General features: G+C 72.6%; 19 protein-coding genes and 1 tRNA gene. 7 read left to right on the top strand and 13 right to left on the bottom strand.

Annotation, left to right across the window (positions count from 1 at the left end; genetic code table 11):
- Window positions 1-56: 56 nt before the first annotated feature.
- From F603_RS0112640 to ligD, 5 genes are all read right to left on the bottom strand, one after another.
- The gene (locus F603_RS0112640; protein ID WP_019546370.1) at window positions 57-800 is read right to left on the bottom strand and encodes an MnhB domain-containing protein; all 744 of its coding nucleotides are present in this window, start codon (window positions 798-800) and stop codon (window positions 57-59) included.
- On the bottom strand, window positions 797-1,075 hold the full coding sequence (locus F603_RS0112635) for a Na(+)/H(+) antiporter subunit B (RefSeq protein ID WP_019546369.1): 279 nt from the start codon (window positions 1,073-1,075) through the stop codon (window positions 797-799). Before F603_RS0112635 ends, F603_RS0112640 begins: the two co-directional genes overlap by 4 nt.
- Window positions 1,068-1,541 carry an MrpF/PhaF family protein gene (locus tag F603_RS0112630; RefSeq protein WP_019546368.1) on the bottom strand — a complete coding sequence of 158 codons (474 nt, stop codon included), beginning with the start codon at window positions 1,539-1,541 and terminating at the stop codon, window positions 1,068-1,070. The genes F603_RS0112635 and F603_RS0112630 overlap by 8 nt, the downstream gene beginning before the upstream one ends.
- Window positions 1,538-1,735, bottom strand: a complete 198-nt coding sequence (locus F603_RS0112625) for a hypothetical protein (protein ID WP_019546367.1) — start codon at window positions 1,733-1,735, stop codon at window positions 1,538-1,540. The genes F603_RS0112630 and F603_RS0112625 overlap by 4 nt, the downstream gene beginning before the upstream one ends.
- Window positions 1,736-1,847: 112 nt before the next feature.
- A complete protein-coding gene (gene ligD / locus F603_RS0112620) occupies window positions 1,848-2,855 on the bottom strand; it encodes a non-homologous end-joining DNA ligase (RefSeq protein ID WP_019546366.1) in 1,008 nt (335 codons plus the stop codon).
- Between the two features lie 192 nt (window positions 2,856-3,047).
- Here ligD and F603_RS0112615 point away from each other — a divergent pair, with 192 nt between their 5' ends.
- Window positions 3,048-4,184, top strand: a complete 1,137-nt coding sequence (locus F603_RS0112615) for a glutathione-independent formaldehyde dehydrogenase (protein WP_026328368.1) — start codon at window positions 3,048-3,050, stop codon at window positions 4,182-4,184.
- A gap of 63 nt (window positions 4,185-4,247) precedes the next feature.
- Here the strand turns inward: F603_RS0112615 and F603_RS0112610 are convergent, their stop codons facing one another.
- Both F603_RS0112610 and F603_RS0112605 read right to left on the bottom strand, forming a co-directional pair.
- A complete protein-coding gene (locus F603_RS0112610) occupies window positions 4,248-4,565 on the bottom strand; it encodes a DUF8129 domain-containing protein (RefSeq protein WP_019546364.1) in 318 nt (105 codons plus the stop codon).
- A gap of 102 nt (window positions 4,566-4,667) precedes the next feature.
- Window positions 4,668-5,447 (bottom strand): Fpg/Nei family DNA glycosylase, encoded by a 780-nt coding sequence (locus tag F603_RS0112605; RefSeq protein ID WP_019546363.1) that lies wholly within the window; start codon window positions 5,445-5,447, stop codon window positions 4,668-4,670.
- A gap of 161 nt (window positions 5,448-5,608) precedes the next feature.
- On the opposite strand from F603_RS0112605, the gene F603_RS0112600 reads away from it, so the two are divergent.
- From F603_RS0112600 to F603_RS0112590, 3 genes are all read left to right on the top strand, one after another.
- Window positions 5,609-6,526, top strand: coding sequence for a Rieske (2Fe-2S) protein (locus tag F603_RS0112600; RefSeq protein WP_019546362.1), 918 nt, complete (start codon window positions 5,609-5,611; stop codon window positions 6,524-6,526).
- Between the two features lie 70 nt (window positions 6,527-6,596).
- Window positions 6,597-7,574 carry a non-homologous end joining protein Ku gene (ku, locus tag F603_RS0112595; RefSeq protein ID WP_019546361.1) on the top strand — a complete coding sequence of 326 codons (978 nt, stop codon included), beginning with the start codon at window positions 6,597-6,599 and terminating at the stop codon, window positions 7,572-7,574.
- Window positions 7,575-7,663: 89 nt separating this feature from the next.
- The gene (locus tag F603_RS0112590) at window positions 7,664-8,239 is read left to right on the top strand and encodes a DJ-1/PfpI/YhbO family deglycase/protease (protein WP_019546360.1); all 576 of its coding nucleotides are present in this window, start codon (window positions 7,664-7,666) and stop codon (window positions 8,237-8,239) included.
- Here the strand turns inward: F603_RS0112590 and F603_RS36645 are convergent.
- The 3 genes from F603_RS36645 to F603_RS0112575 all read right to left on the bottom strand — a co-directional run bounded on the left by F603_RS36645 (window position 8,214) and on the right by F603_RS0112575 (window position 9,882).
- On the bottom strand, window positions 8,214-8,675 hold the full coding sequence (locus tag F603_RS36645) for a DUF2804 family protein (RefSeq protein WP_469818058.1): 462 nt from the start codon (window positions 8,673-8,675) through the stop codon (window positions 8,214-8,216). The two genes, F603_RS0112590 and F603_RS36645, sit on opposite strands and share 26 nt — an antisense overlap.
- A 168-nt stretch (window positions 8,676-8,843) precedes the next feature.
- Window positions 8,844-9,305: a Dps family protein gene (locus tag F603_RS0112580; RefSeq protein ID WP_026328366.1), complete on the bottom strand. Its 462-nt coding sequence runs from the start codon at window positions 9,303-9,305 to the stop codon at window positions 8,844-8,846.
- A gap of 169 nt (window positions 9,306-9,474) precedes the next feature.
- A complete protein-coding gene (locus F603_RS0112575; protein ID WP_026328365.1) occupies window positions 9,475-9,882 on the bottom strand; it encodes an ATP-binding protein in 408 nt (135 codons plus the stop codon).
- 214 nt (window positions 9,883-10,096) lie between these two features.
- Here F603_RS0112575 and F603_RS0112570 point away from each other — a divergent pair, with 214 nt between their 5' ends.
- Entirely contained in the window at window positions 10,097-11,362 is a 1,266-nt protein-coding gene (locus F603_RS0112570; RefSeq protein ID WP_019546357.1) for a helix-turn-helix transcriptional regulator, read from the top strand.
- Entirely contained in the window at window positions 11,359-11,886 is a 528-nt protein-coding gene (locus tag F603_RS0112565; protein ID WP_019546356.1) for a GNAT family N-acetyltransferase, read from the top strand. Before F603_RS0112570 ends, F603_RS0112565 begins: the two co-directional genes overlap by 4 nt.
- A 389-nt stretch (window positions 11,887-12,275) precedes the next feature.
- On the opposite strand, the gene F603_RS0112555 is transcribed toward F603_RS0112565, so the two are convergent.
- Window positions 12,276-12,349: transfer RNA gene (locus F603_RS0112555), tRNA-Pro, on the bottom strand.
- 405 nt (window positions 12,350-12,754) lie between these two features.
- Window positions 12,755-12,964, bottom strand: coding sequence for a hypothetical protein (locus F603_RS0112550; RefSeq protein ID WP_016909319.1), 210 nt, complete (start codon window positions 12,962-12,964; stop codon window positions 12,755-12,757).
- 343 nt (window positions 12,965-13,307) lie between these two features.
- On the opposite strand from F603_RS0112550, the gene aroA reads away from it, so the two are divergent.
- Window positions 13,308-16,286 (top strand): 3-phosphoshikimate 1-carboxyvinyltransferase, encoded by a 2,979-nt coding sequence (gene aroA, locus F603_RS0112545; RefSeq protein WP_019546354.1) that lies wholly within the window; start codon window positions 13,308-13,310, stop codon window positions 16,284-16,286.
- A gap of 155 nt (window positions 16,287-16,441) precedes the next feature.
- On the opposite strand, the gene F603_RS0112540 is transcribed toward aroA, so the two are convergent.
- Window positions 16,442-19,234 (bottom strand): LuxR family transcriptional regulator, encoded by a 2,793-nt coding sequence (locus F603_RS0112540; protein WP_245600760.1) that lies wholly within the window; start codon window positions 19,232-19,234, stop codon window positions 16,442-16,444.
- Window positions 19,235-19,261 lie beyond the last annotated feature (27 nt).

Below are 19,261 nucleotides of genomic sequence, written 5' to 3'. Positions count from 1 at the left end.
CTGTTGCGCGGGCCTCTCCCGCCGGCGTATGCGCCTCTGCGCCGTGCGTCGTTCGTTCACCGGTGCTCCCCTTCCCGGGGTACGAGCTCCAGCGCCTGGTCGAGGAACTGGGCGAGGAGCACCACCGCGGCGGAGGCGACCTCGATCCCGATCGCCGCGTTGAGGAGCGGGACGAGGCCGCCTGAGGCGAGCGTGTTGAAGGTGCCGAGCGGCAGCACGTTGGCGAGGAAGGACGCGCCGGCGAAGAGCCCGGCGAGGCCGAGCAGCAGGTAGGCCACGTCCCCGAAGGCGTCCGCGAGCGCGAAGACGGGGACGGGACGGAGCCGCTCCAGCGCGCGGTAGTCGACGGCGACGTAGAGCAGATGGAGCGCCGTCGCGACGACGAGCCCGCCCTGGAAGCCGCCGCCCGGGCTGAGTTGGCCGTGCGCCACGACGTAGAGGCCGACGAGGAGTGTCAGCGGCAGTGAGACGAGCGCATAGCGGCGGACCGTCGGCGCGACCACGGCCGGTTCGGGCGGCACCCGGCGTTCGTCCCTGGCCTGCCGCAGCACGACGACGGTGCCGAGCACGGCGCCGAAGAGGATCGCCTGTTCCCCGAGGGTGTCGAAGGAACGCTGGTCGAAGTTGACGGAGGAGACGACGTTCGCCGTGTGCCGGTGCAACGCCGCGGCGACCGCTCTCGCGCCGTACGGGTGGTGGGAGCCGCCGAACTCCGGAAGCCTCCGGAAGGCGCCGACGAACAGCAGGGCGACGCCCGCGCACCCGACCCCCAGCACCCACAGGCGCACCGTCTTGTTCACCGCTTCCCACCCCGCCCGTCCGCCGGGGAATCCTCGCGCGGCCTGCGGCGCACCTTGCGGACCGAGAGCAGCACCATCAGCGGCGTCAGCACGGTGCCGACGGCGAGTTGGGAGAGGGCGACGTCCGGGGCCTGGAGGAGCGTGAAGAGGAGGGCGAGCGCCAGCCCGAGGACGGAGAGGACCAGCGCCTGGTGCACGGGGTCGCGCGTGAGCGCGGCGGCCGTGCCCGCGGTGGTGGCGAGCAACAGGCCGAGGAGCACGGGGAGTTCAGTCACCCGAGTCCTCCCCGACCGCGGTGCGCGGGGCCCTGGCGAGTGCGCGCCCGCACACGGCGCTCCCCGCCACCAGCAGCGCCCCGATCACCAGCACCTTCACCGTCGTACGTCCCGGCGCCACGGCGAAGCAGACCGGCACGACGACGGGCGGCACCACCGCGACGCTCGCCCACGAGGCGGCGCGCGCCAGCGCCGGCCAGGGCGTGCCCCGCGGCAGGTCCTCCGCGAGCAGCCGCTCGTAGACGAGGGTGCCGGCAGGTCCGAGCACGGCGAGGACGAGCGCGGTGTCGAGGTAGGCGGGCCTGTCGTAGCCGGGCGAGGAGAGCAGCAGGACGAGGGCGGCGAGTACCGTCGCCACGTTCTGCGCGAGCAGCCTGCTGCGCACCGGACCGACGACGGCGCCGCAGAGCGCCGGGCCGAGCCCGAGCACGAGCAGGAGGCAGGCCGCCGCGAGCCAGCCGTTCACGGGCCACCGCTTCCCGGGCGCCTCGCCGCCGTACGCCGTGCCGCGCACCCGGCGCCTGCGGCGACCACCGCGGCGCACCCCCCGACGAGCACCTCCAGGCCGTCGACCTGTCCCACGAGCACGAGCCACAGCCCGGTGAGCCCCGCCCACCAGCCTGCCGGCTCCGTGGCCGCGGCGAGCCTGCGGCGATCCATGTCCGCCTCCCGTCAGGCACGGGCGCCCGGGGGCGCCACCCGTACGTACGGGGATCACCTTGGCACTGCACGCCGGCGAACCGGCGGCGCACGCGCCCGGCGGAACGGCGCCCTACGCCTGCCCGTCCGGCTGCTCGCGCACCACGTCCTGCGGCCGTTTGTCGTCGCGCAGCCCCAAGTACCGCGGATGGCGCAGGAATCCGTCCCTCGTCCACTCGGTGAACCCGACCTGCGCGACGAGTGCGGGGCGTACCCAGTGCACCCCGCGCTCGCGCACCGGGTCGGCGAAGGGCGAGCGGGCGCACTCCAGCGCGTCGAGCCGGGCGCGCAGCTCGCGCAGGACGCGGTCGCTGTACCCGGTGCCGACCTTGCCCGCGTACCGCAGCTTCCTGCCCTCGTAGTAGCCGACGAGCAGGGCGCCGAAGCCGGCGCGGCTCCCGGCCGGTTCGGTGAAACCGCCGACGACCGTCTCCTGCCCCCGCTCGCACTTGAGCTTCAGCCAGTCCGAGGAGCGCCTGCCGAGGTAGCGTCCGTCGGCACGCTTGGCGATCAGCCCTTCCCAGCCGCGGTCGCACGCCTCCCGCAGGGACGCGGTGTTGCGGTGCGCGGTGAAGCGGAGCGGGGAGTCGAAGTCGAGGGCGCGGCGCAGCAGGGACTTGCGGGCGCGCAGCGGGAGTTGCGTCAGGTCGGCGCCGTCGAGCCGCAGCAGGTCGAAGAGGAAGTAGGTGACGGCGACGCCGCTGGAACGCGCCTGCCATGCCCGGGTGAGCTGCATCCGCTGCTGGAGCCGGGAGAAGTCGGTGCGCCCGTGCGAGAAGGCGACCACCTCGCCGTCGACGGTGAAGTCCGCGCACTCCTGCGCCTGGAGCGCCTCCAGCACCTCCGGGTAGGTCTCGTCGAGCCGCTTCCCGGTGCGCGACAGGAGGCGGACGCGGCCGGAGTCGCGGACGGCGAGCAGGCGCACCCCGTCGAGCTTCCGCTCGAAGAGCCATGCGTCGTCGAACTCGCGCCGGTCGCTGAGCTGCGCGCGCATCGGCTCGGCCGCGAGGCGCTCGCCCGGCGGGGCCTCGCGCAGCAGCCGGCGTTTCTCCTCGGGCAGCGTCTCCAGCAGTCCGCTCATCTCGCCTCCAGCCGGACACCCGCGCGTGCGCCGGGGCGCCCCCTCCACTGTCGCGCGCATCCCGGCGCCCCGCAGCGGGGACCCATCCCGGGGGAGGGCCATGTGTAATCGGGGCGCAACGGGCCACTCGGTGCAGGGGGTGCCGCGGCACTCCCTGCCCGCACACCGCCGGCTGCCGACTAGGAGGCACCAGTGAAAGCTGTTGTGTACCAGGAGCCGTTCGACGTCGCCGTCGAAGAGGTCGAGGACGCCAGGATCGAGGATCCGACCGATGTCGTGATCAGGGTGACCACCTCCGCGATCTGCGGGTCCGACCTGCACATGTACGAGGGGCGGACCGGCGCTGAGTCGGGCATCGTCTTCGGCCACGAGAACATGGGGATCGTCGAGGAGGTGGGCTCCGGGGTCGCCAGTGTGCACAAGGGGGACCGCGTCGTCCTCCCGTTCAACGTCGCGTGCGGCTTCTGCCGCAACTGCCTCGCCGGGAACACGGCGTTCTGCCTCACCGTCAACCCCGGGTTCGCGGGCGGCGCCTACGGCTACGTCTCCATGGGCCCCTATCGCGGCGGCCAGGCCGAGTACCTGAGGGTGCCGTTCGCCGACTTCAACTGCCTCAGGCTTCCCCCGGGCGAGGAGCACGAGGACGACTTCGCGCTCCTCGCGGACATCTTCCCGACGGGTTACCACGCCACCGAACTCGCGGCGGTCTCGCCCGGCGAGTCCGTCTGCGTCTACGGAGCGGGCCCCGTCGGCCTGATGGCCGCGTACTCCGCACTGCTGCGCGGCGCCTCGCGCGTCTTCGTCGTCGACAAGCAGCCCGACCGGCTGCGGCTCGCCGAGCGCATCGGCGCCGTGCCCGTCGACTTCAGCGGTGGGGACCCCGCCGAGCAGATCAGGGAGCAGACCGGAGGCGAGGGCACGGACAAGGGCATCGACGCGGTCGGCTACCAGGCGACGGCGGCCGAGGGCGACGAGCAGCCCGCCATCGTGCTCAACGGGCTCGTCGAGTCGGTCCGCGCCACCGGCACGCTCGGCGTCGTCGGCCTCTACCTGCCGTCCGACCCCGGCGGGCCGACGGAGAGCGCCCGGCAGGGCGAACTCCTCTTCAAGGTCGGCCGGTTCTTCGAGAAGGGCCTCCGGATGGGAACGGGCCAGGCGAACGTGAAGCGGTACAACAGGCAGCTCCGCGACCTGATCATCGCGGGCCGCGCCGAGCCGAGCTTCGTCGTCTCCCAGCGCGTCCCCCTCACCGACGCCCCCGACGCCTACCGTCGCTTCGACCGGCGCGAGGACGGCTGGACGAAGGTGCTCCTCAAGCCCGGCGCCTGAGGACGCACGCACGACGCCGCGGAGGTGCGTCCTCCGCGGCGCCGTGCGTTCCGGCCGGCCGGGTCAGAAGCTGTACTTCCCGTGCCGGAGCGGCTCCCCCGGCTCTGCCGCGCGGTCCGGCGAGGCGGCGGACCCGTGCGCCGAGGACTCGGGAAGGTCCGGCTGCTCGGCCTCCGGGTCACCGCCGCTCGGCCGGGCGCCCGCATCGAGCTCGCGGAGCCGCGCGGTGAGGAACGCCTCGACCTGCGGCCTCGCCGCGTGCTCGCGCTCGTGGTCGAGCAACCGCTGCACGTCGCGGCGGTCGAGCGGGCGGATGCGGTACTCGATGCTGGCGGCGGGGAGCTGGTCGTAGTCGGGCAGGGGCAGCGGGTCTTCGGACATCTGCGGCGCCTCCTAGCGCGGCTGCGGCCCCCCTCCTCGCCACGGTGTCGCCTCCCCGGCGCCCGCGCCAACGGACCGCCTGCGTACGGGCGTGCGGTGCCCTCACTCCGGTTGGCAGTGCGGGCACCACACGGTGGTGCGTCCCGCGACGCGGCCCTCGCGCAGCCGGGTGCCGCACCGCGGGCACGTCGCGTCGGAGTCGCCGCGCCGACCGGTGAGCCACCCCTCGGCGGCGGGCACGCGGCCGGTCGGCAGCGACTCGGACAGGGTGCGGCGCATCGTGGTGCGGAGGTCGGCGAGGGCGCTGTCGTCGAGCTCGGCCGTGGGGTGGTCCGGTGCGAGGCGGGCACGCCAGAGGACCTCGTCGGCGAGGAGGTTGCCGAGCCCGGCGACGACGGACTGGTCCATCAGCGCCGACTTGAGGCTGCCCCGCCGCCCCGCGAGCGCCGCCACGAAGTCGCCGCGGCTCACCGTCAGCGCGTCGGGGCCCTGGCCGCGCAGCTCGGGCGCGGAGTCCGGCTCGTCGTAGAGCCACATGCCCTTGAGCTTCCGCTGGTCGCGGAAGCGGAGTTCGCGGTGGCGGCCGAGCGCGAAGACGACGCGGTCGTGCGGATGGAGCTCCTCCTCGGGAGAGCAGCAGTGCAGCTCGCCCGTCATGCCGAAGTGGAGGAGGAGCGTCGGACCGCCGGTGTGCGCCAGCAGCCACTTGCCGCGCCGCTCGGCGCGGGTGAAGCGCCTTCCCACGAGCCTGCGGCTGAGCTCCTGCGGCGTGACGCCGTGGACGACGCCTGCGTCGTGCACGTCGACGCGGTCGATGGTGCGGTGGGTGGCGCAGTCGCGCAGCACCGTGCGGTCGGCCTCGACATCGGGGAGTTCGGGCACGGGGCACCTCCGTACGCGTCCGCGGCCCGACCCCGTCGGGACGCTCTCACCGGCTGCGGGTTCCGGGTGCCGGCGCGCACCAAACGCCGCGCGGGGCCGCCGGTGGAGTGCGGAACTGCGCGCTCCGTTTGCGGGCCGTGCTCGTGCGGCAACCGAGGCGTATGCGCATTCCCCTCCTCGTCCGGCACCCCGACCCCTCCACGCGCACCGCGGCCGCGGACGACGCGCTCGCGCCGCTGCCCCGCGCACTCGACGCGCTCGGCCGGGTCCGTGCGCTCGACACCGTCGCCAACCCGCTACGGCAGGCCATCCGCGCCGTGCCCCTCGGCGCCGCCCGCGACCTGTTGCGCGGCCACCCCTTCGGCCACCCGCTCCACCCCGCGCTCGTCCACTTGCCGGTCGGCGCCTGGCTCTCCACGGGCGTCCTCGACCTGCTCCCCGGCACGAGGCGGGCCGCCACCACGCTCACCGGAACCGGTGTCCTCGCCGCGGGGCCCGCGTCACTCGCCGGCTGGGTGGACTGGAGCGAGCAGCACCCGCCGCAGTTGCGTACCGGTCTTGTCCACGCCGCCTGCAACTACCTTGCGCTCGGCCTCTACACCGCGTCCTTCACCGCCCGCGTACGCGGACGCCACGGGCGCGGGCGCACGCTCGGCTACGCGGGGCTCCTCACGGCCGGCGCCGGCGCGCTCCTCGGCGGTCACATGGCGTACCGGCAGGCCACCGGCACCAACAAGGCCGAACCCGTCCCGTACGTCGCGGAGTCGGGCTGGCACGCGCTCGGACGCCTCGACGGCTTCCCCCTGCGCACCCCCGTCCACCGGATGCTCGGCGAGGTTCCCGTCCTCGTCTTCCGCACGGACGAGGGCGCCCACGTCCTCGCCGACCGGTGCAGCCACGCCTCGGGGCCGCTCTCCCAAGGCACCGTCGAGGACGGCTGCGTGAAATGCCCCTGGCACGGGAGCGCCTTCCGGCTGAGCGATGGGCACAACATGTCAGGACCGGCGACCGCGCCCCAGCCGTGCTTCGAGACGCAGGTGGAGGACGGCGTCCTCGCCGTACGGCTCGCCTCGGGGTGAGCGCGTTAGGGCGTTGCGGGCACGGGAACCCGGGCGGCGTCCACCCGTGTCGTGAGGAAGGCAGGCCGTCATGGCGCGCCCGATCTGGAGCGGTGTCGTCACCTTCGGGCTGGTCACCGTGCCCGTGCAGCTCTTCACCGCGACCGACAGCCATACGATCCCGTTCCGCCAGTTGACGCGTGGGAGCGGCGACCGGGTCCGGCAGCGGCGGGTCAACGAGCGCACCGGGAAGGACGTCGACTACCGGGACATCGTCAAGGGATACGACGCGGACGGCGAGTACGTCGTCGTCGAGCCGAAGGAGCTCGACGAGATCGCCCCGCGCAAGTCGAAGGCGATCGAGATCAGCGGCTTCGTCGGCGTCGACGAGGTGGCTCCCGTCTACTTCGACCGCACCTACTACCTCGCCCCCAAGGGCGAACAGTACGCGAACGTCTACGAGTTGCTCCGCTCCGCGCTCGCCGACACCTCGCGGATGGGCATCGCCACCTTCGTGATGCGCAGCAAGGAGTACCTCGTGGCGCTCCGCCCGCAGGACGACGTGCTGGTGCTCCAGACGCTGCACTGGGCCGACGAAGTGCGCGACCCGGCGCAGGAGTTGCCCGCACTGCCGAAGCGCAGGGCCGGCAGGGGCAAGGAGTTGCAGACCGCGGAGCAGCTCGTCGATGCGCTGGCCGTCCCGTGGCGGCCCGAAGACTACCGGGACACCTACGCCGAACGCGTCGGGGAGCTGGTCGAGGCGAAGCGGAAGGGCGAGGAGTTCGTCGTCGAGGAGAAGGCACCGCAGGCGAGCAACGTGGTCGACCTCACGGCCGACCTGCAACGCAGCCTCGACCAGGCGAAGGGCAAGCGCGGCGCCGAGTCCGGGCGCTCGGGGCGCGGGCGGAGCGGCGGGCGTCGCTCGCAGGGCACGGACCTCTCGGGCCTCAGCAAGGAAGAGCTGTACCGGCGGGCGACCGAGCAGGACGTACAGGGACGCTCGAAGATGACGCGGGAGCAGCTCGTCGATGCGCTCGGTGGCACGGAGCAGGAGCGGCACGCCGCGTGAGGACGGCCGGCGCGGCCCGTTTGGGCCCCGGCCTCCCGTGCAACCCGCTCGGAAGGTGCACATCCCAGACGGCACCGAGGAGGCAGACGATGTCTGACAACGATCTGACCGGCCACCGAGTCCTGGCCATCGTCTCCAACTACGGAGTCGAGCAGGACGAACTGGTCGTGCCCGTGGAGCACTTCAGGGACAGGGGCGCGGAGGTCGACGTCGCCGCCGTCTCCGCCGAGCCCGTCCAGACGCTCGTCGGCGACAAGGAGAACGGCCAGCGGGTCGAGCCCGATCTCACCCTGGAGGAGGTCGATCCGGCCTCCTACGACCTGCTCCACGTCTCGGGCGGCACCCTCAACGCGGACAGCCTCCGGCTCAACGACGCCGCCGTGGAGGTGCTGCGCTCCTTCACGAGCTCCGGGCGTCCGGTCGCCGCGATCTGCCACGGTCCCTGGCTGCTCGTCGAGGGCGCCGAGGTGGGCGGCAAGACGCTCACCTCCTACCCGTCGCTGGAGACGGACATCCGCAATGCAGGCGGCAGTTGGGTGGACCAGTCGGTCTCCCGGGACGACGCGAGCGGCTGGACCCTCGTCACCTCCCGTACGCCCAACGACCTCAGCGACTACCTCACCGAGGCCGACGCGGCGCTCACGGAGACACCCGCCCGCACATGACCGACCGACCGCCGCGGACGCCGGACCCTGGCCGGTGTCCGCGGCGGTCCTGTGCGCTCACCAGCGCATGCGGATCTCCTCGGCCGGCCCGGTAGGCCGTCCACCGTGACGTGTTCACCGTCGTCGGTGCGGATGCTGCGGTTGTGGCGGACGAACGACTGGTCGGTGCGGTCGGCCAGGAGGCCGGCGTCCGTCCGCGTGCGGCGGGTGCGGAAGGGCTTGAGGAACAGGTCGACATGCTCGCCCTCGCGGTCGCGTACCGCCGAGGGAGCCCGGTCGCCGTCGAGTACCTCCACTGCAAGTCCCCGCGCAGCTCGGCGAGTCGGCCGAGTGCGTCCTCGGTGGCCCACGTGCCGCGGGGCCACCCGCCGCCGGGCTGGAGTCCCACCGTGCGTCCGTCCGAACGGCCCGACGGCGAGCCCCAGTTCCACCGCACCGGGCGGGGTCAGCGGCGGCGTCTCATACTCGGGTCGGTGAACCCGAGCCCTTCTCCGCCGGGGCCGGGCGGCTCCCCCGCGCGACCGGGCGGCGCGGACCCGTCGCCGGGCCAACCTCCCCGCAGCGGTGGGGAGTTCGCGCCCGGCGGCGGCTCCGTGCGGAGTGCTCAGACGCTGGCGGCCTGGAACATCCAGTGCTGCTTCTCCAGTTCGGCAGTCGCCGCGATGAGGACGTCCTGGCTCACCGGGTCCGGCGCGTCCGTCGCCTCGATCCGCTCGCGCATCCGGCCTATCACCGTTCCGAGGGCCGAGACGAGGAGCGAGACCGCGTCCGCGTCCTTGATCCAGCCCGACGGCACCTTCTCCAGGCCACTGCTCTGCGCGACCGTCTCCGTGCGTCCGTCCGGCGGAACACCGAGCGTCGAGGCCCGCTCGGCGACCGTGTCCGTGTACTCCCGAGCCGTCGCGACGACCTCGTCGAGCTGGAGGTGGACCGAACGGAAGCCCGGCCCCACGACGTTCCAGTGCACCTGCTTCGCCACCAGCGACAGGTCGACGAGATCGACGAGCGCACCTTGCAACGCCTCGCCCACCACCTTGAGATCGGCCTCGGAGAGTGGGCTCGTCACCGTGTTCGACACTGTTGCCTCCGTAACCGGATCGACTTGTGCGTGTTCTCTCCCAGGGTAGGGGGGAGCGTGTGTTTCGCCGCAGCGGGAGGCGCAGGGCTCGTGGAGACGCACACCGGGCGCCCGCTGACCGAGCGCGGACGCCTCCCCAAGCTCCCGGGAGGGGAGTTCAACTCACCACCGCCCAGACGATTTTGCCCCAGTGGCGCTCGTCCGTGCCCCAGTCGTCTGCCAGGGCCGCCACGAGCGTCAGACCACGCCCGTCCTCCTCCTCGCCCTCCGGCACGCACGGCACGGGCAGGGCGCGGGAGAGGTCCGCGACAGCCAGGCGCACGGTGCCTGGCGCGGGGCGCGCCACGACCACGCGGATGCTCGCGCGCCTGGCGTGCCGGACCGCGTTGGCCACCAACTCCGTCACGACCAGGGCGCTGTCGTCGGCCAGTCTCTCCAGCCCCCACGCGGTACAGGCGGCGCGCACCAGGCGCCGCGCGGCAGCCGCGCTTTCGGGCTTCCGCGGCAGGGTCTCACTGCGGCCCGGCGGGCGGGGCGGTCGGGATGTGGTGGTCACGGTCGTCAGGACCCCTCGTCGGTGAGCGGAGGTGCGGCCCGTCCCTGTACGGGCGAGCCACGCCTGCCGGCCGCCTCGTCGCTTCCGGTGGCGGCCTGTCCTTCAGTCAACGACGACCTGTCACGTTCCGTGAGGAAAGGTCGGGCTGCCGTGCACGGTGGGCAACCGGAAATTTCGCAGCTCCTCCCATACCGGATTCCCGCTACCGCGCTACCTTGAAGTCGTGGACGCGAACAGGCGGTTGGCGGACGCCGTCGGCGAAGCAGGGCTGACGCAGGCGGAGTTGGCGGAGGCTGTGAATGAGTACCTGCGCTCGCTCGGCCGAGAGGGAACGGTGAGTGACCGCACGGTGCGGCACTGGCTGGCTGGAAAGACGCACTGGCCGCACCCGCGGCAGCGTGAGGCCCTCGAAGCAGTCTTCGGCTGCAATGCCGAGGAACTGGGCTTCAGACCCCCGGCGGGCAGACGGAGCGCTACCAGGACGGAGGACCTCGTGCACCGCAGAGATTTCCTTACCGCCGCCACCGGCACTACCGCTGCCGTCGTGCCCCTGGTCGCCGCCCGGCCGCACGCGGTCGGTACCGCCGATGTGATGCGGCTCCGTAGCGGGCTGGACTCCTTGACGGCCTTGGACGCCTCGGTGGGCGGACACGAGACGTTGGAGCGGTCCGCCCTGGCAGGCGCCACCGAGGCCCTGGAACTACAGAAGCAGCCCACTTCCCAGCGCATCCGGCAGCGCCTCTTCAGCGTGGCCGCCAACTACACGGCGTCGGCCGCGTGGTCGGCCGTGGATGCCCGCCAGAGCGACCGGGCTCTCGGACATCTGAACCGTGCGCTGTACCTGGCGGGCATGGCGAAGGACCCCGTGGCGGAGCTGCGCGTGTGGAACTCGCACGCCATGCTCGCGTTGCACGCCGGGGAGTTCTCGCAAGCCGTGGACGCCGGCCAGGCGGCGCAGGCCACCGCTGGCACGCGCCGAGACTCTTTGTTCGCCTCCCTCGCCCACGCACGTACGGCCGTCGGGCATTCCAGCACGGGGGATCGGCGGGCCGCGTTGCGGTCGCTGGGTTATGCGGAAGAGGCACTGGCGAAGGCGTCTTGGGGAGAGCACAGGCCGTCTTGGGTGGCGTTCTACGGGCCTGCCGAGCTGCTGGCCATCACTGCCGTCGTCCGGGACAAGATCGGGGATGCGGCGGTGGCGGAGGCGGCCTCGCACCGCGCCCTGGCGGCCATCCCGCAGCAGTATCGCCGAAACCGTGCACTGGCCACCTTGCAGCTCGCCCTCGCGCAGCTTCACCAGGGTGACGCGGACCAGGCGTGCGCAACGGCGGAAAAGGTGTTCGTGCTGATGCACGGCAATGCTCTACCTGGCCGGATGCGCTCGTATCTCGGGGATTTCTACCGCGACTTGACCACTTTCTCGCCGGGTTCCAAAACCGCGCGAGAGTGGAAGGACCGTTACCGAGCAGAATGGAGCCAGGTCCGATGACCTCAGCCTTGGAACTGCGCCACTACGGCCACGACGATCTGCCGAAGATTCGGCAGACGTTGATCGATGTGCACGCAGACGTGCACGCCGACCGCATGGCGGACGAAGATTTCCGGCAGAAGTTCCCCTGGTTCGTGGATCACTGGGGCGCCCACCCGGACTTCGCCTGCGTCATCGCGTACGACGCAGGAGAGGTGGCGGGTTTCGCCTACGGCGCTCCCGCCAAGGACGACCGCGAGTGGTGGCGGAAGCATCTGGTCCCGGCGCCGGAGGAGCCGCGCACCTTCCACTTCTCCGAGCTGATGGTGCGCGAGCGGTGGCGTAAGACGGGCGCGGGGGAACGGCTGCACCGCGCACTGATGGACGCCAGGAACGAACACCTGGCTGCGCTGCTCGTGGACGTGACGCATCCCAAAGTCCAAGCACTGTACGAGTCCTGGGGCTACCGGAAGATCGGGGAGGACCAGCCGTTCCCGGACTCCCCGGTCTTCGCCGTGATGCTCGTGGACCTGCCGCTGACCTGAGCATGTTCGCCGACTCTCGGCCGGAGCGCAGTCCGGCTGTCCGCACGCCCTGTCGCCCGTCCCAACCGCACTACTCCGAAGGGCAGTTCCGCCCTCATCCGGCTCGGCACCGACTGCGAGGCACCGACGCGGAACGAGCGAGATCCGCACATCGAGCGGATGCCGGTGTGCGCCTCCCGAGCCGTCGCTCCGAGACATGGGGCAGCTCGGCATTACTCGGCGTCGACTCCCGCTACGGACAGCAGCGCACACACGATCTCCGAGGCCCTGAGCTGCTCGCGCAGGAGACGGACGCCACCACGCTCGACGCCCCGCACGGATCAAGGGCGCGACCTTCCGTGCAACGCCAAAGGCTCCTTGTGAAGATCACAAGGAGCCTTTGACCAGTGTCGGGACGGCGGGATTTGAACCCACGACCCCTTGACCCCCAGTCAAGTGCGCTACCAAACTGCGCCACGTCCCGGTGCTGTCCGAGTGGTTCGGGGCTTCTCCGCCCCGCTCGCGCACAAAGAACACTACAGCACTTCAGGGGGTGCTCGCTCACCCCCCTCGGGATCGGACGGCCCCCGAGCCGGAGGTCCGCAAGCCCCGGCGGCGGCCCATCGAGACGGAGGCGGCCCCCGCCCTCCACCGTCGGCCACCGAGGTCCTTGCCGGCCGCCTCATCCGTGCGGCCAACGCCAGGCCGTTGAAGTCGAGTTGGCCGCCGGGCGGCTCCCGGCGCATTGCGTTGGGCGTCTCCTTCCGCCGCGCCGGAACCCTTTCCTTCCACTCCTCAGCACTCACTGCACCCGTACGACCACATGGAGTTCACCGGCGAAAGCGCCCCGACAACCCGGCCGGCGACGAGGTGCCCGCCGGAACCCGGATCACATCTGCACGGACGAGACGCTCTCCACGAGTTCCCGCAGCACGCGGACGAGTCCCTGCCCGAGGTCGGTCGGTGCGAGGAGGAGCCCGAGCAGCAGGACGAGGACGACGGTGAGCTTCTCGTCGGAGCGGCTTCTCGCCTCCACACGCCGTCGCAGTCGCAGGACGACGACGAGCGCCAGCAGTACTGCCATGTTGATGGTCAGCAACCTTCCCCCTCGAATGCGCCTCGCCCTATTCGGCTCTACTCGTTTTTTCCAGGGCGGGGAAACTCCTTAACCGCGCCGCCGGTGTCGCCGTTCTGTTCGGACGAAAGCGGGGGAGGGCGAACTGCGGTAGGGGACGCGAGGATTGCCGCCTTCCTTCGGTGTCCGGAGCGGGACCGTGCGGATAGGGGCGGTTAGGGGCTGCTTGCGCGCGGACGGCAGCGGGAGCATCGCCAGGGCGGCTGTTCGGTCCCTGCTGCGCGTGTCGCGGGCCGGTATGCGGAGATCCGCCACCGGATGCATCCGGCGCAATTCCAGGTGCCGAAGCCTAGGAGCGAGAACACCCATGCATCTTCTCGTCGACGGAATCCAGCATCGGGTGACCGGTGAAATCCTCGTGCCGAACTCGAAATACCACGCGCACCGGGCGCTGGTCCTCGCCTCTCTTGCGGACGGTGAGAGCCGCATCCACGGACTCACCGACGCGCGCCACGTCGACTACACCGTGCGACTGCTCCGCGGGCTCGGTGTGCCGATCAGCAGGAGCGGCGACACGTTCCTGGTACGCGGCCTCGGCGGGCGGTACCGGCCGAGGCGGGCCACGCTCTCGGCCGGCAGCTCGGGCACCACCCTGTACTTCATGGCCGGGCTCGCCTGCCTGTCGGACCGGGACGTCTCGCTCACCGGCCAGCGGTACTTCAGGCGCCGCCCGGTGGGCCCCCTGCTGCGGGCGCTGGAGCAGCTTGGCGTGGCGCTCGGAGCGGCCGACGACTGCCCTCCTGTCCACGTCCGCGCCGGACGGCCGGCCGGGGGGAGGGTGACCCTCCCCGGGACCCTGTCGCAGTGGGTGTCCGGCGTGCTGCTGCTGGCGCCGTTCGCCGCGGGACCCACGGTCGTCGAGGTGGAGGGGGAGCTCAACGAGCGCACCTACCTGGAGCTGACCGTCGCGATGATGCGGCGGTTCGGCCTGGAGGTGACCGTCTCGCCGGACTGGCGACGCTTCACGCTGCCCCCGGGCCAGAAGGCGCAGCCGACGGAACTGGCGCTGCCGCCCGACGTCGGCTCCGCCGCCTTCGGCGTCGCCGCGGCCGCGCTCCACCCGTCCGACGTCCTGCTCCGCGGTCTCACCAGCCTGGACGGCGGACCCGCCGACCACCCCGAGTTCCACTTCCTCGACATCGCACGGGCCATGGGCGTACCGATGGAGCCGGCGGCCGGGGGCGTGCGCATCAGGCAGGACGCGCCGCTACTCAAGGCCGTCGACGTCGACTGCAGCGACGTCCCCGACATGCTGCCGGTCCTCTCGGTGCTCGGTACCTTCGCGCAGGGCGAGTCCGTCTTCCGGAACGTCGGGCACACCCGGCTCAAGGAGTCCGACCGCGCGGGGGCGGTCCTCCAGCTCAACTCCATGGGCGGCGACCTGGCGCTCACCGGCGACGTGCTGCGGGTGAACGGTGTCGAAGGGCTCGCGGGCGCGGGGCTCTCCACCTACAACGACCACCGCGTTCTGATGTCGCTGGCCGTGGCGGCCTCGCGGGCGCAGGGCCGCTCCGCCCTCACCTTCCCCCACGCGTACCGCATCTCGTACCCGGACTTCCTCACCGCGATGAACGCCGTCGGCGTGCCCATGACGGTGGCGGACGGCCCTGCCAGGCGGCCCCGCCGCGGGACGGGGCGGCCGGACACCGCCGCCCGGACGACGCTGCCCCAGTGGCTGGCCCGGCATGCGGCGGCCCGGCCGGGCGCGCCGGCTGTCGTGGACGTCGCCGAGGACGGCCGGCGCGTGGTCACCTGGCGGGCACTCGCGGAGCGGGTCGACCGGGCGGCCTCGCTGCTGCTGCGGCTGGGGGTGCGCCCTGGTGAGCACGTCGTCTACCAGCTACCGAACCGCTCCGAGTTCGTGGTGCTCTCCCTCGCGGCGCTGCGGATCGGCGCGGTCTGCTGCCCGGTCATGCCGTTCTTCAGGGCACGTGAACTCGGCTTCGTGCTGCGCAGGTCGGCGGCGCGCGTGCTGGTCGTCGTCGACGGGCACCGCTCCCGCAGCCTCGCGGACGAGGCGCTCGCTCTCGCGGCTCGCGGGGAGGCGTCGGAACGGCTGCGCCACCTCGTGGTGGTATCCCGCTCGGGCGGCCGGAGCCGGCTCCCGCAGAGCTCCGCCGACGGCGTCACCGTGCACGGCTGGACGGCGGCCCTGGCGGCGACGGAGGTGGACCGCGCGGCGCTCGACGCCGCCAGGTCCGAGGCGGGCGCGGCGGCCCAGCTCCTCTTCACCTCGGGTACGACCGGCGAGCCCAAGGGCGTTGCACAGACGTCGGCGACCTTGGTGAAGGCCGTCACGATGGAGGTCGCGCACCTCGGCCTCGGAGAGGGGGACACCGTCTGGGTGCCGTCACCGCTCGCCCACCAGACGGGGTTCCTCTACGGGATGGTGCTGGCCACCGTGCTCGGGGCGCCGCAGATCCTCCAGGCCGAGTGGGACGCGGAGCGCGCTCTCGCCTCGCTCAACGACCACCGGGCGACCTTCGTCCAGGCCGCGACGCCCTTCCTCTCCGACCTGTTGAGGGCGGTGGAGGAGGGCGGCGAACCCCCGCGCCATCTGCGCATCTTCGTGGCCACGGGCGCGACCGTGCCGCGCGCCCTCGCCGAGCGGGCCGACCGGGTGCTCGGGGTGAAGGTCTGCGGCGCCTTCGGCACCACCGAGACCTGCCTCGCCGCGCTCTCCGCACCTTCCGACCCGCCCGCACAGCGCCGGGGCACCGACGGACGCGCACTGGACGGTGTCCGCCTGCGCGTCACGGACGACGGGGGGAACGTCCTCCCGCCCGGCCGCGAGGGCAATTTCGAACTGAGCTCGCCGACGGTCTTCGACGGCTACCTCGGCCGCCCCGACCTGACAGCGGAAGCGTTCACACCGGACGGCTGGTACCGCACCGGCGATCTCGCCGTGCTCGACGAGGCGGGCTTCGTGCGGATCACCGGACGGGAGAAGGACGTGATCAACCGCGGCGGGGAGAAGGTCCCGGTCGCCGAGGTGGAGCAACTGCTACTCGCCCACCCCTCGGTGGCGGACGTGGCGGTCGTCGCGATGCCGGACGACCGCCTCGGCGAGCGCGCCTGCGCGTTCGTGGTGCCGTCGGGCGGCGCGCGGTTCACCTTCGCCGACATGCGTCGCCACCTGGACGCGCACCAGGTGGCGAAGCAGTACTGGCCGGAGCGGCTCGAACACCTCGCGGCCCTCCCGCGCAACCCCGTGGGGAAGGTCCGGAAGTTCGTCCTGCGGGAGAAGGCCAGGGGGCTGCGCCCGCAGGACGGCGACGGGGCGTGACCCGGAGTGGATGAGGCCGCCGCAAGCAGCGGTGCCGTGCGCGTCGCCCCGGTCGTCGCCCGTTCGACGCGGTCAATCCGCCGCCGTACCGTACGAGTTGGCGCCGCCCCGCGACGGAGGTGCCGCGCCGGGGCCCCGGTGGGGCGCCGGCCGGCTCAGGCGTGGGCGCCGAGCACCTCGAAGACCGAGGAGAAACGGTCCTCGAGGTCCTGACGGTGCCGGACCCGCAACTTCCGGTAGATCCGCGTCAGATGCTGCTCGACCGTGCTGGGCGTGATGAAGAGCCTCGTGGAGATCTCCCGGTTGGTGTGGCCCCGGATCGCCAGGACGGCGACGCGCCGCTCGGCCGAGCTGAGCTTGCCCAACTCGCCGCCGTACGCGGGCGGTACATCGTCGCGGGCGGCACCGGCTGCCGTGCCGGCGGCGATGAGCCGCTGGAGGCGGCCCGCGTCGCACTGCTGCGCCATGCGCTGGGCGCGCCTGATCGTCGCACGGGCGGGGCCCAGGCACGCGCTCTCCCGGTACGCCGCCGCCAACTCGACCAGCGTGTAGGCGTGTTGGAGGCGGCTGCCGCACCGCTCGAGCTGGTCGGCCGACGCCTTCAGGAGGGAGACCCGCCGGTCCGCCGCGTCGGCCTTGGCGAGCAGACGCAACGTCATGCCCTGGACGGACGTCTCCTCCTCGGGAAGCAGCCCGAGCTGTTCCTGGAGGAGTCCGCGGGCGCTCTTGACGTCGCCGACCTGCAGGTACGCCTCCGCCATGTCGCAGCGCCAGGGCACCACCGTGGGGAGGTCCGAGGCGAGGTACGCGGACATGTCGCGGCAATTCTCGAAGTCGGCGACGGCCGCGTGGAGTCGGCCGACCGCGAGGTGGTGCCGTCCGCGGGCGCGTACGTAGAGCAGTCCGCCCACCCCGCGGAAGACCGCGGGCGGTACGGGCCGGTCCAGCACCTCGGCCGCCTCCTCGTACCGTCCCGACTCGGTCAGCGCCTCGACGAGAACGGCGGCGAGCGACCCGACACCCGAACCCCACTCCTGCCAGGGCTTGTACGCCAGCGCCTCCTGGAGGTGGCGGCGCGCGCCGGTGAGGTCGCCGAGGGCCAGGGCGATCCGCGCCTGGACGACGGCGAGCAGGGACCTCCACAGGGGAGAGGGGAAGTCGTCGAGCGCCGCGGAGAGCGAGGCGCACCACTTCCGGGCGAGCGGCAGGGAGTTGACGGCGTCCAGCACCCAGCAGGCGAAGAGGAAGGGCTCCACTTCGGAGGTCCGGACCCGGATGCCTTCGAGGAGCTGCTCGGCCGCGAAGACGACCCCGGCCCTGTCCCCCTGGTCGAGAAGGTCGGGGACCTTGTGGAGGACGGTGGGCAGCCACGAGTGGTTGCCGATCACCAGGCACCGGTTGGCGCTGACCGGTGCCCCGGGCCCGTGCTGCTCGGCCCGCGGTGTGCGGGGCGGGACGCCGTGCCAGACGCCGTGGAGCACCTCCGCGAGGGTCACCTCGACCTCGTCCTCCGGGTCCTGGGGCTCCTCGCGCAGCGCGGAGAGCAACTCCCAGGCGCGGTCCGGGTATCCGTGGAGCAGCATCGCGCGGACGAGGAGCGCGACGTCGGCCGGCCGCAGCACGCCCTGGCGCGCCGCACCGCTCAGCGACGGCAGCAGGGAGGAGACCAGCACCGGGTTGGTCAGCCATTCGCTGCGCAGCAGGAGCATCTCCGCCGCCGCGCGCTCCTCCGTCGTGACCGCCGACGCCTGGACGAGCCGCAGGAGGGCGCCCGCCACCTCGGCGCGGCCCTCCTCCAGGGCGCGGCCGACGACCTCCATCACCAGCGGCAGGTCCCACGGCGGGCCGATCTTCCCCGCGGCCTCCAGCTTGCGCGCCACGTGGCACACCGGTGCGCCGTCGTCGAACAGGACGCGTGCCGCGGCGAGTTGGACGTCCGCGGCATCGGTGAAGTCCGGGTCGTCGAGCAGGGCCCTGGCTATGTGCTGCCGCATGCGCGTCCCGTGAGTCATGCCGAGTTCGCCGAGTGTGCGGAGGACCCGGTCGGCGAGCCCCGTGTCGCCGTCGAGCAGCCTGCTCAACCGCTGGGTGGTGCAGAGCGGGCCGAGCACCGCGACCGCCCGGGCGCCCCGGCCGAACCCGGGGGTGTCGCTGCCGTCGATCATGAGGCGGACGGTGTCGTAGAAGTCGGCGTCGACGGTGAGCGCGCTCCCGCCCCGCTCCGCCGAAGCCAGGTACTTCCCCACGAGAAGTCCCGAGAGCGGGATGTTGCCCCCGCTGACGTCGTGCACTTCGGTGGCGATCCGTTGCGCGGCCCTCCGCACGGCGGGTTCGCGGAGGTGGGCGACGCGTTCGGCGATCCAGTCCGCCAGCGTCTCGCGCGTCAGCAGGCTCAGCCGGACGAGGCGCGTGTGCGGCAGGCGCAGGAGGTCGGTACGGAAGTCGGCGCAGTGCCCGGAGGCTTGGCCGGTCCGCTCGCTCAGGACCAGCCTGATGCGCGTCCCCTGGAGGCGCCGTGCGAGGAAGCGGAGGAACCCCTGCGTCGGGCGGTCGACGAAGTTGATGTCGTCGACCGAGACGAGCAGCGGCTGCGTCGCGGCGACGGAGACGAGTCGGTGGTACGTGCGCTCCTGGAGGTCGGTGAGGAGCCCCGGAGGCACTGCCGCGGACGGTTCCCCGCGGTCGACGGCCGCACCCGGCGGTTCGTCCAACTGCCCCAGGAGCTGGCGCAGTACACCGAAGGCGACCTGCTGCTCGCTCGGCCAGCCCGTCACGCTCACTGCCCGTGCCCCGGACTCGGCGGCCGACTCGTTGACGGCGTGGAGGAGGGTGGTCTTCCCCGACCGCTTCGGCCCGCGGACGAGAAGGATGCCGCTCTCGTCGTGCCGGCTCTCGAAGCCCGGGATGAGCACATGGGGCGGTAGTACCTGCTCAGCGGACGGTGTCACCGTGGCGGGACTCCTCTCGCAACGGGC

The organism is Streptomyces sulphureus DSM 40104, from assembly GCF_000381025.1.
Lineage (GTDB): Bacteria > Actinomycetota > Actinomycetes > Streptomycetales > Streptomycetaceae > Streptomyces > Streptomyces sulphureus.
This window is presented reverse-complemented; position numbering and strand designations above follow the sequence as displayed.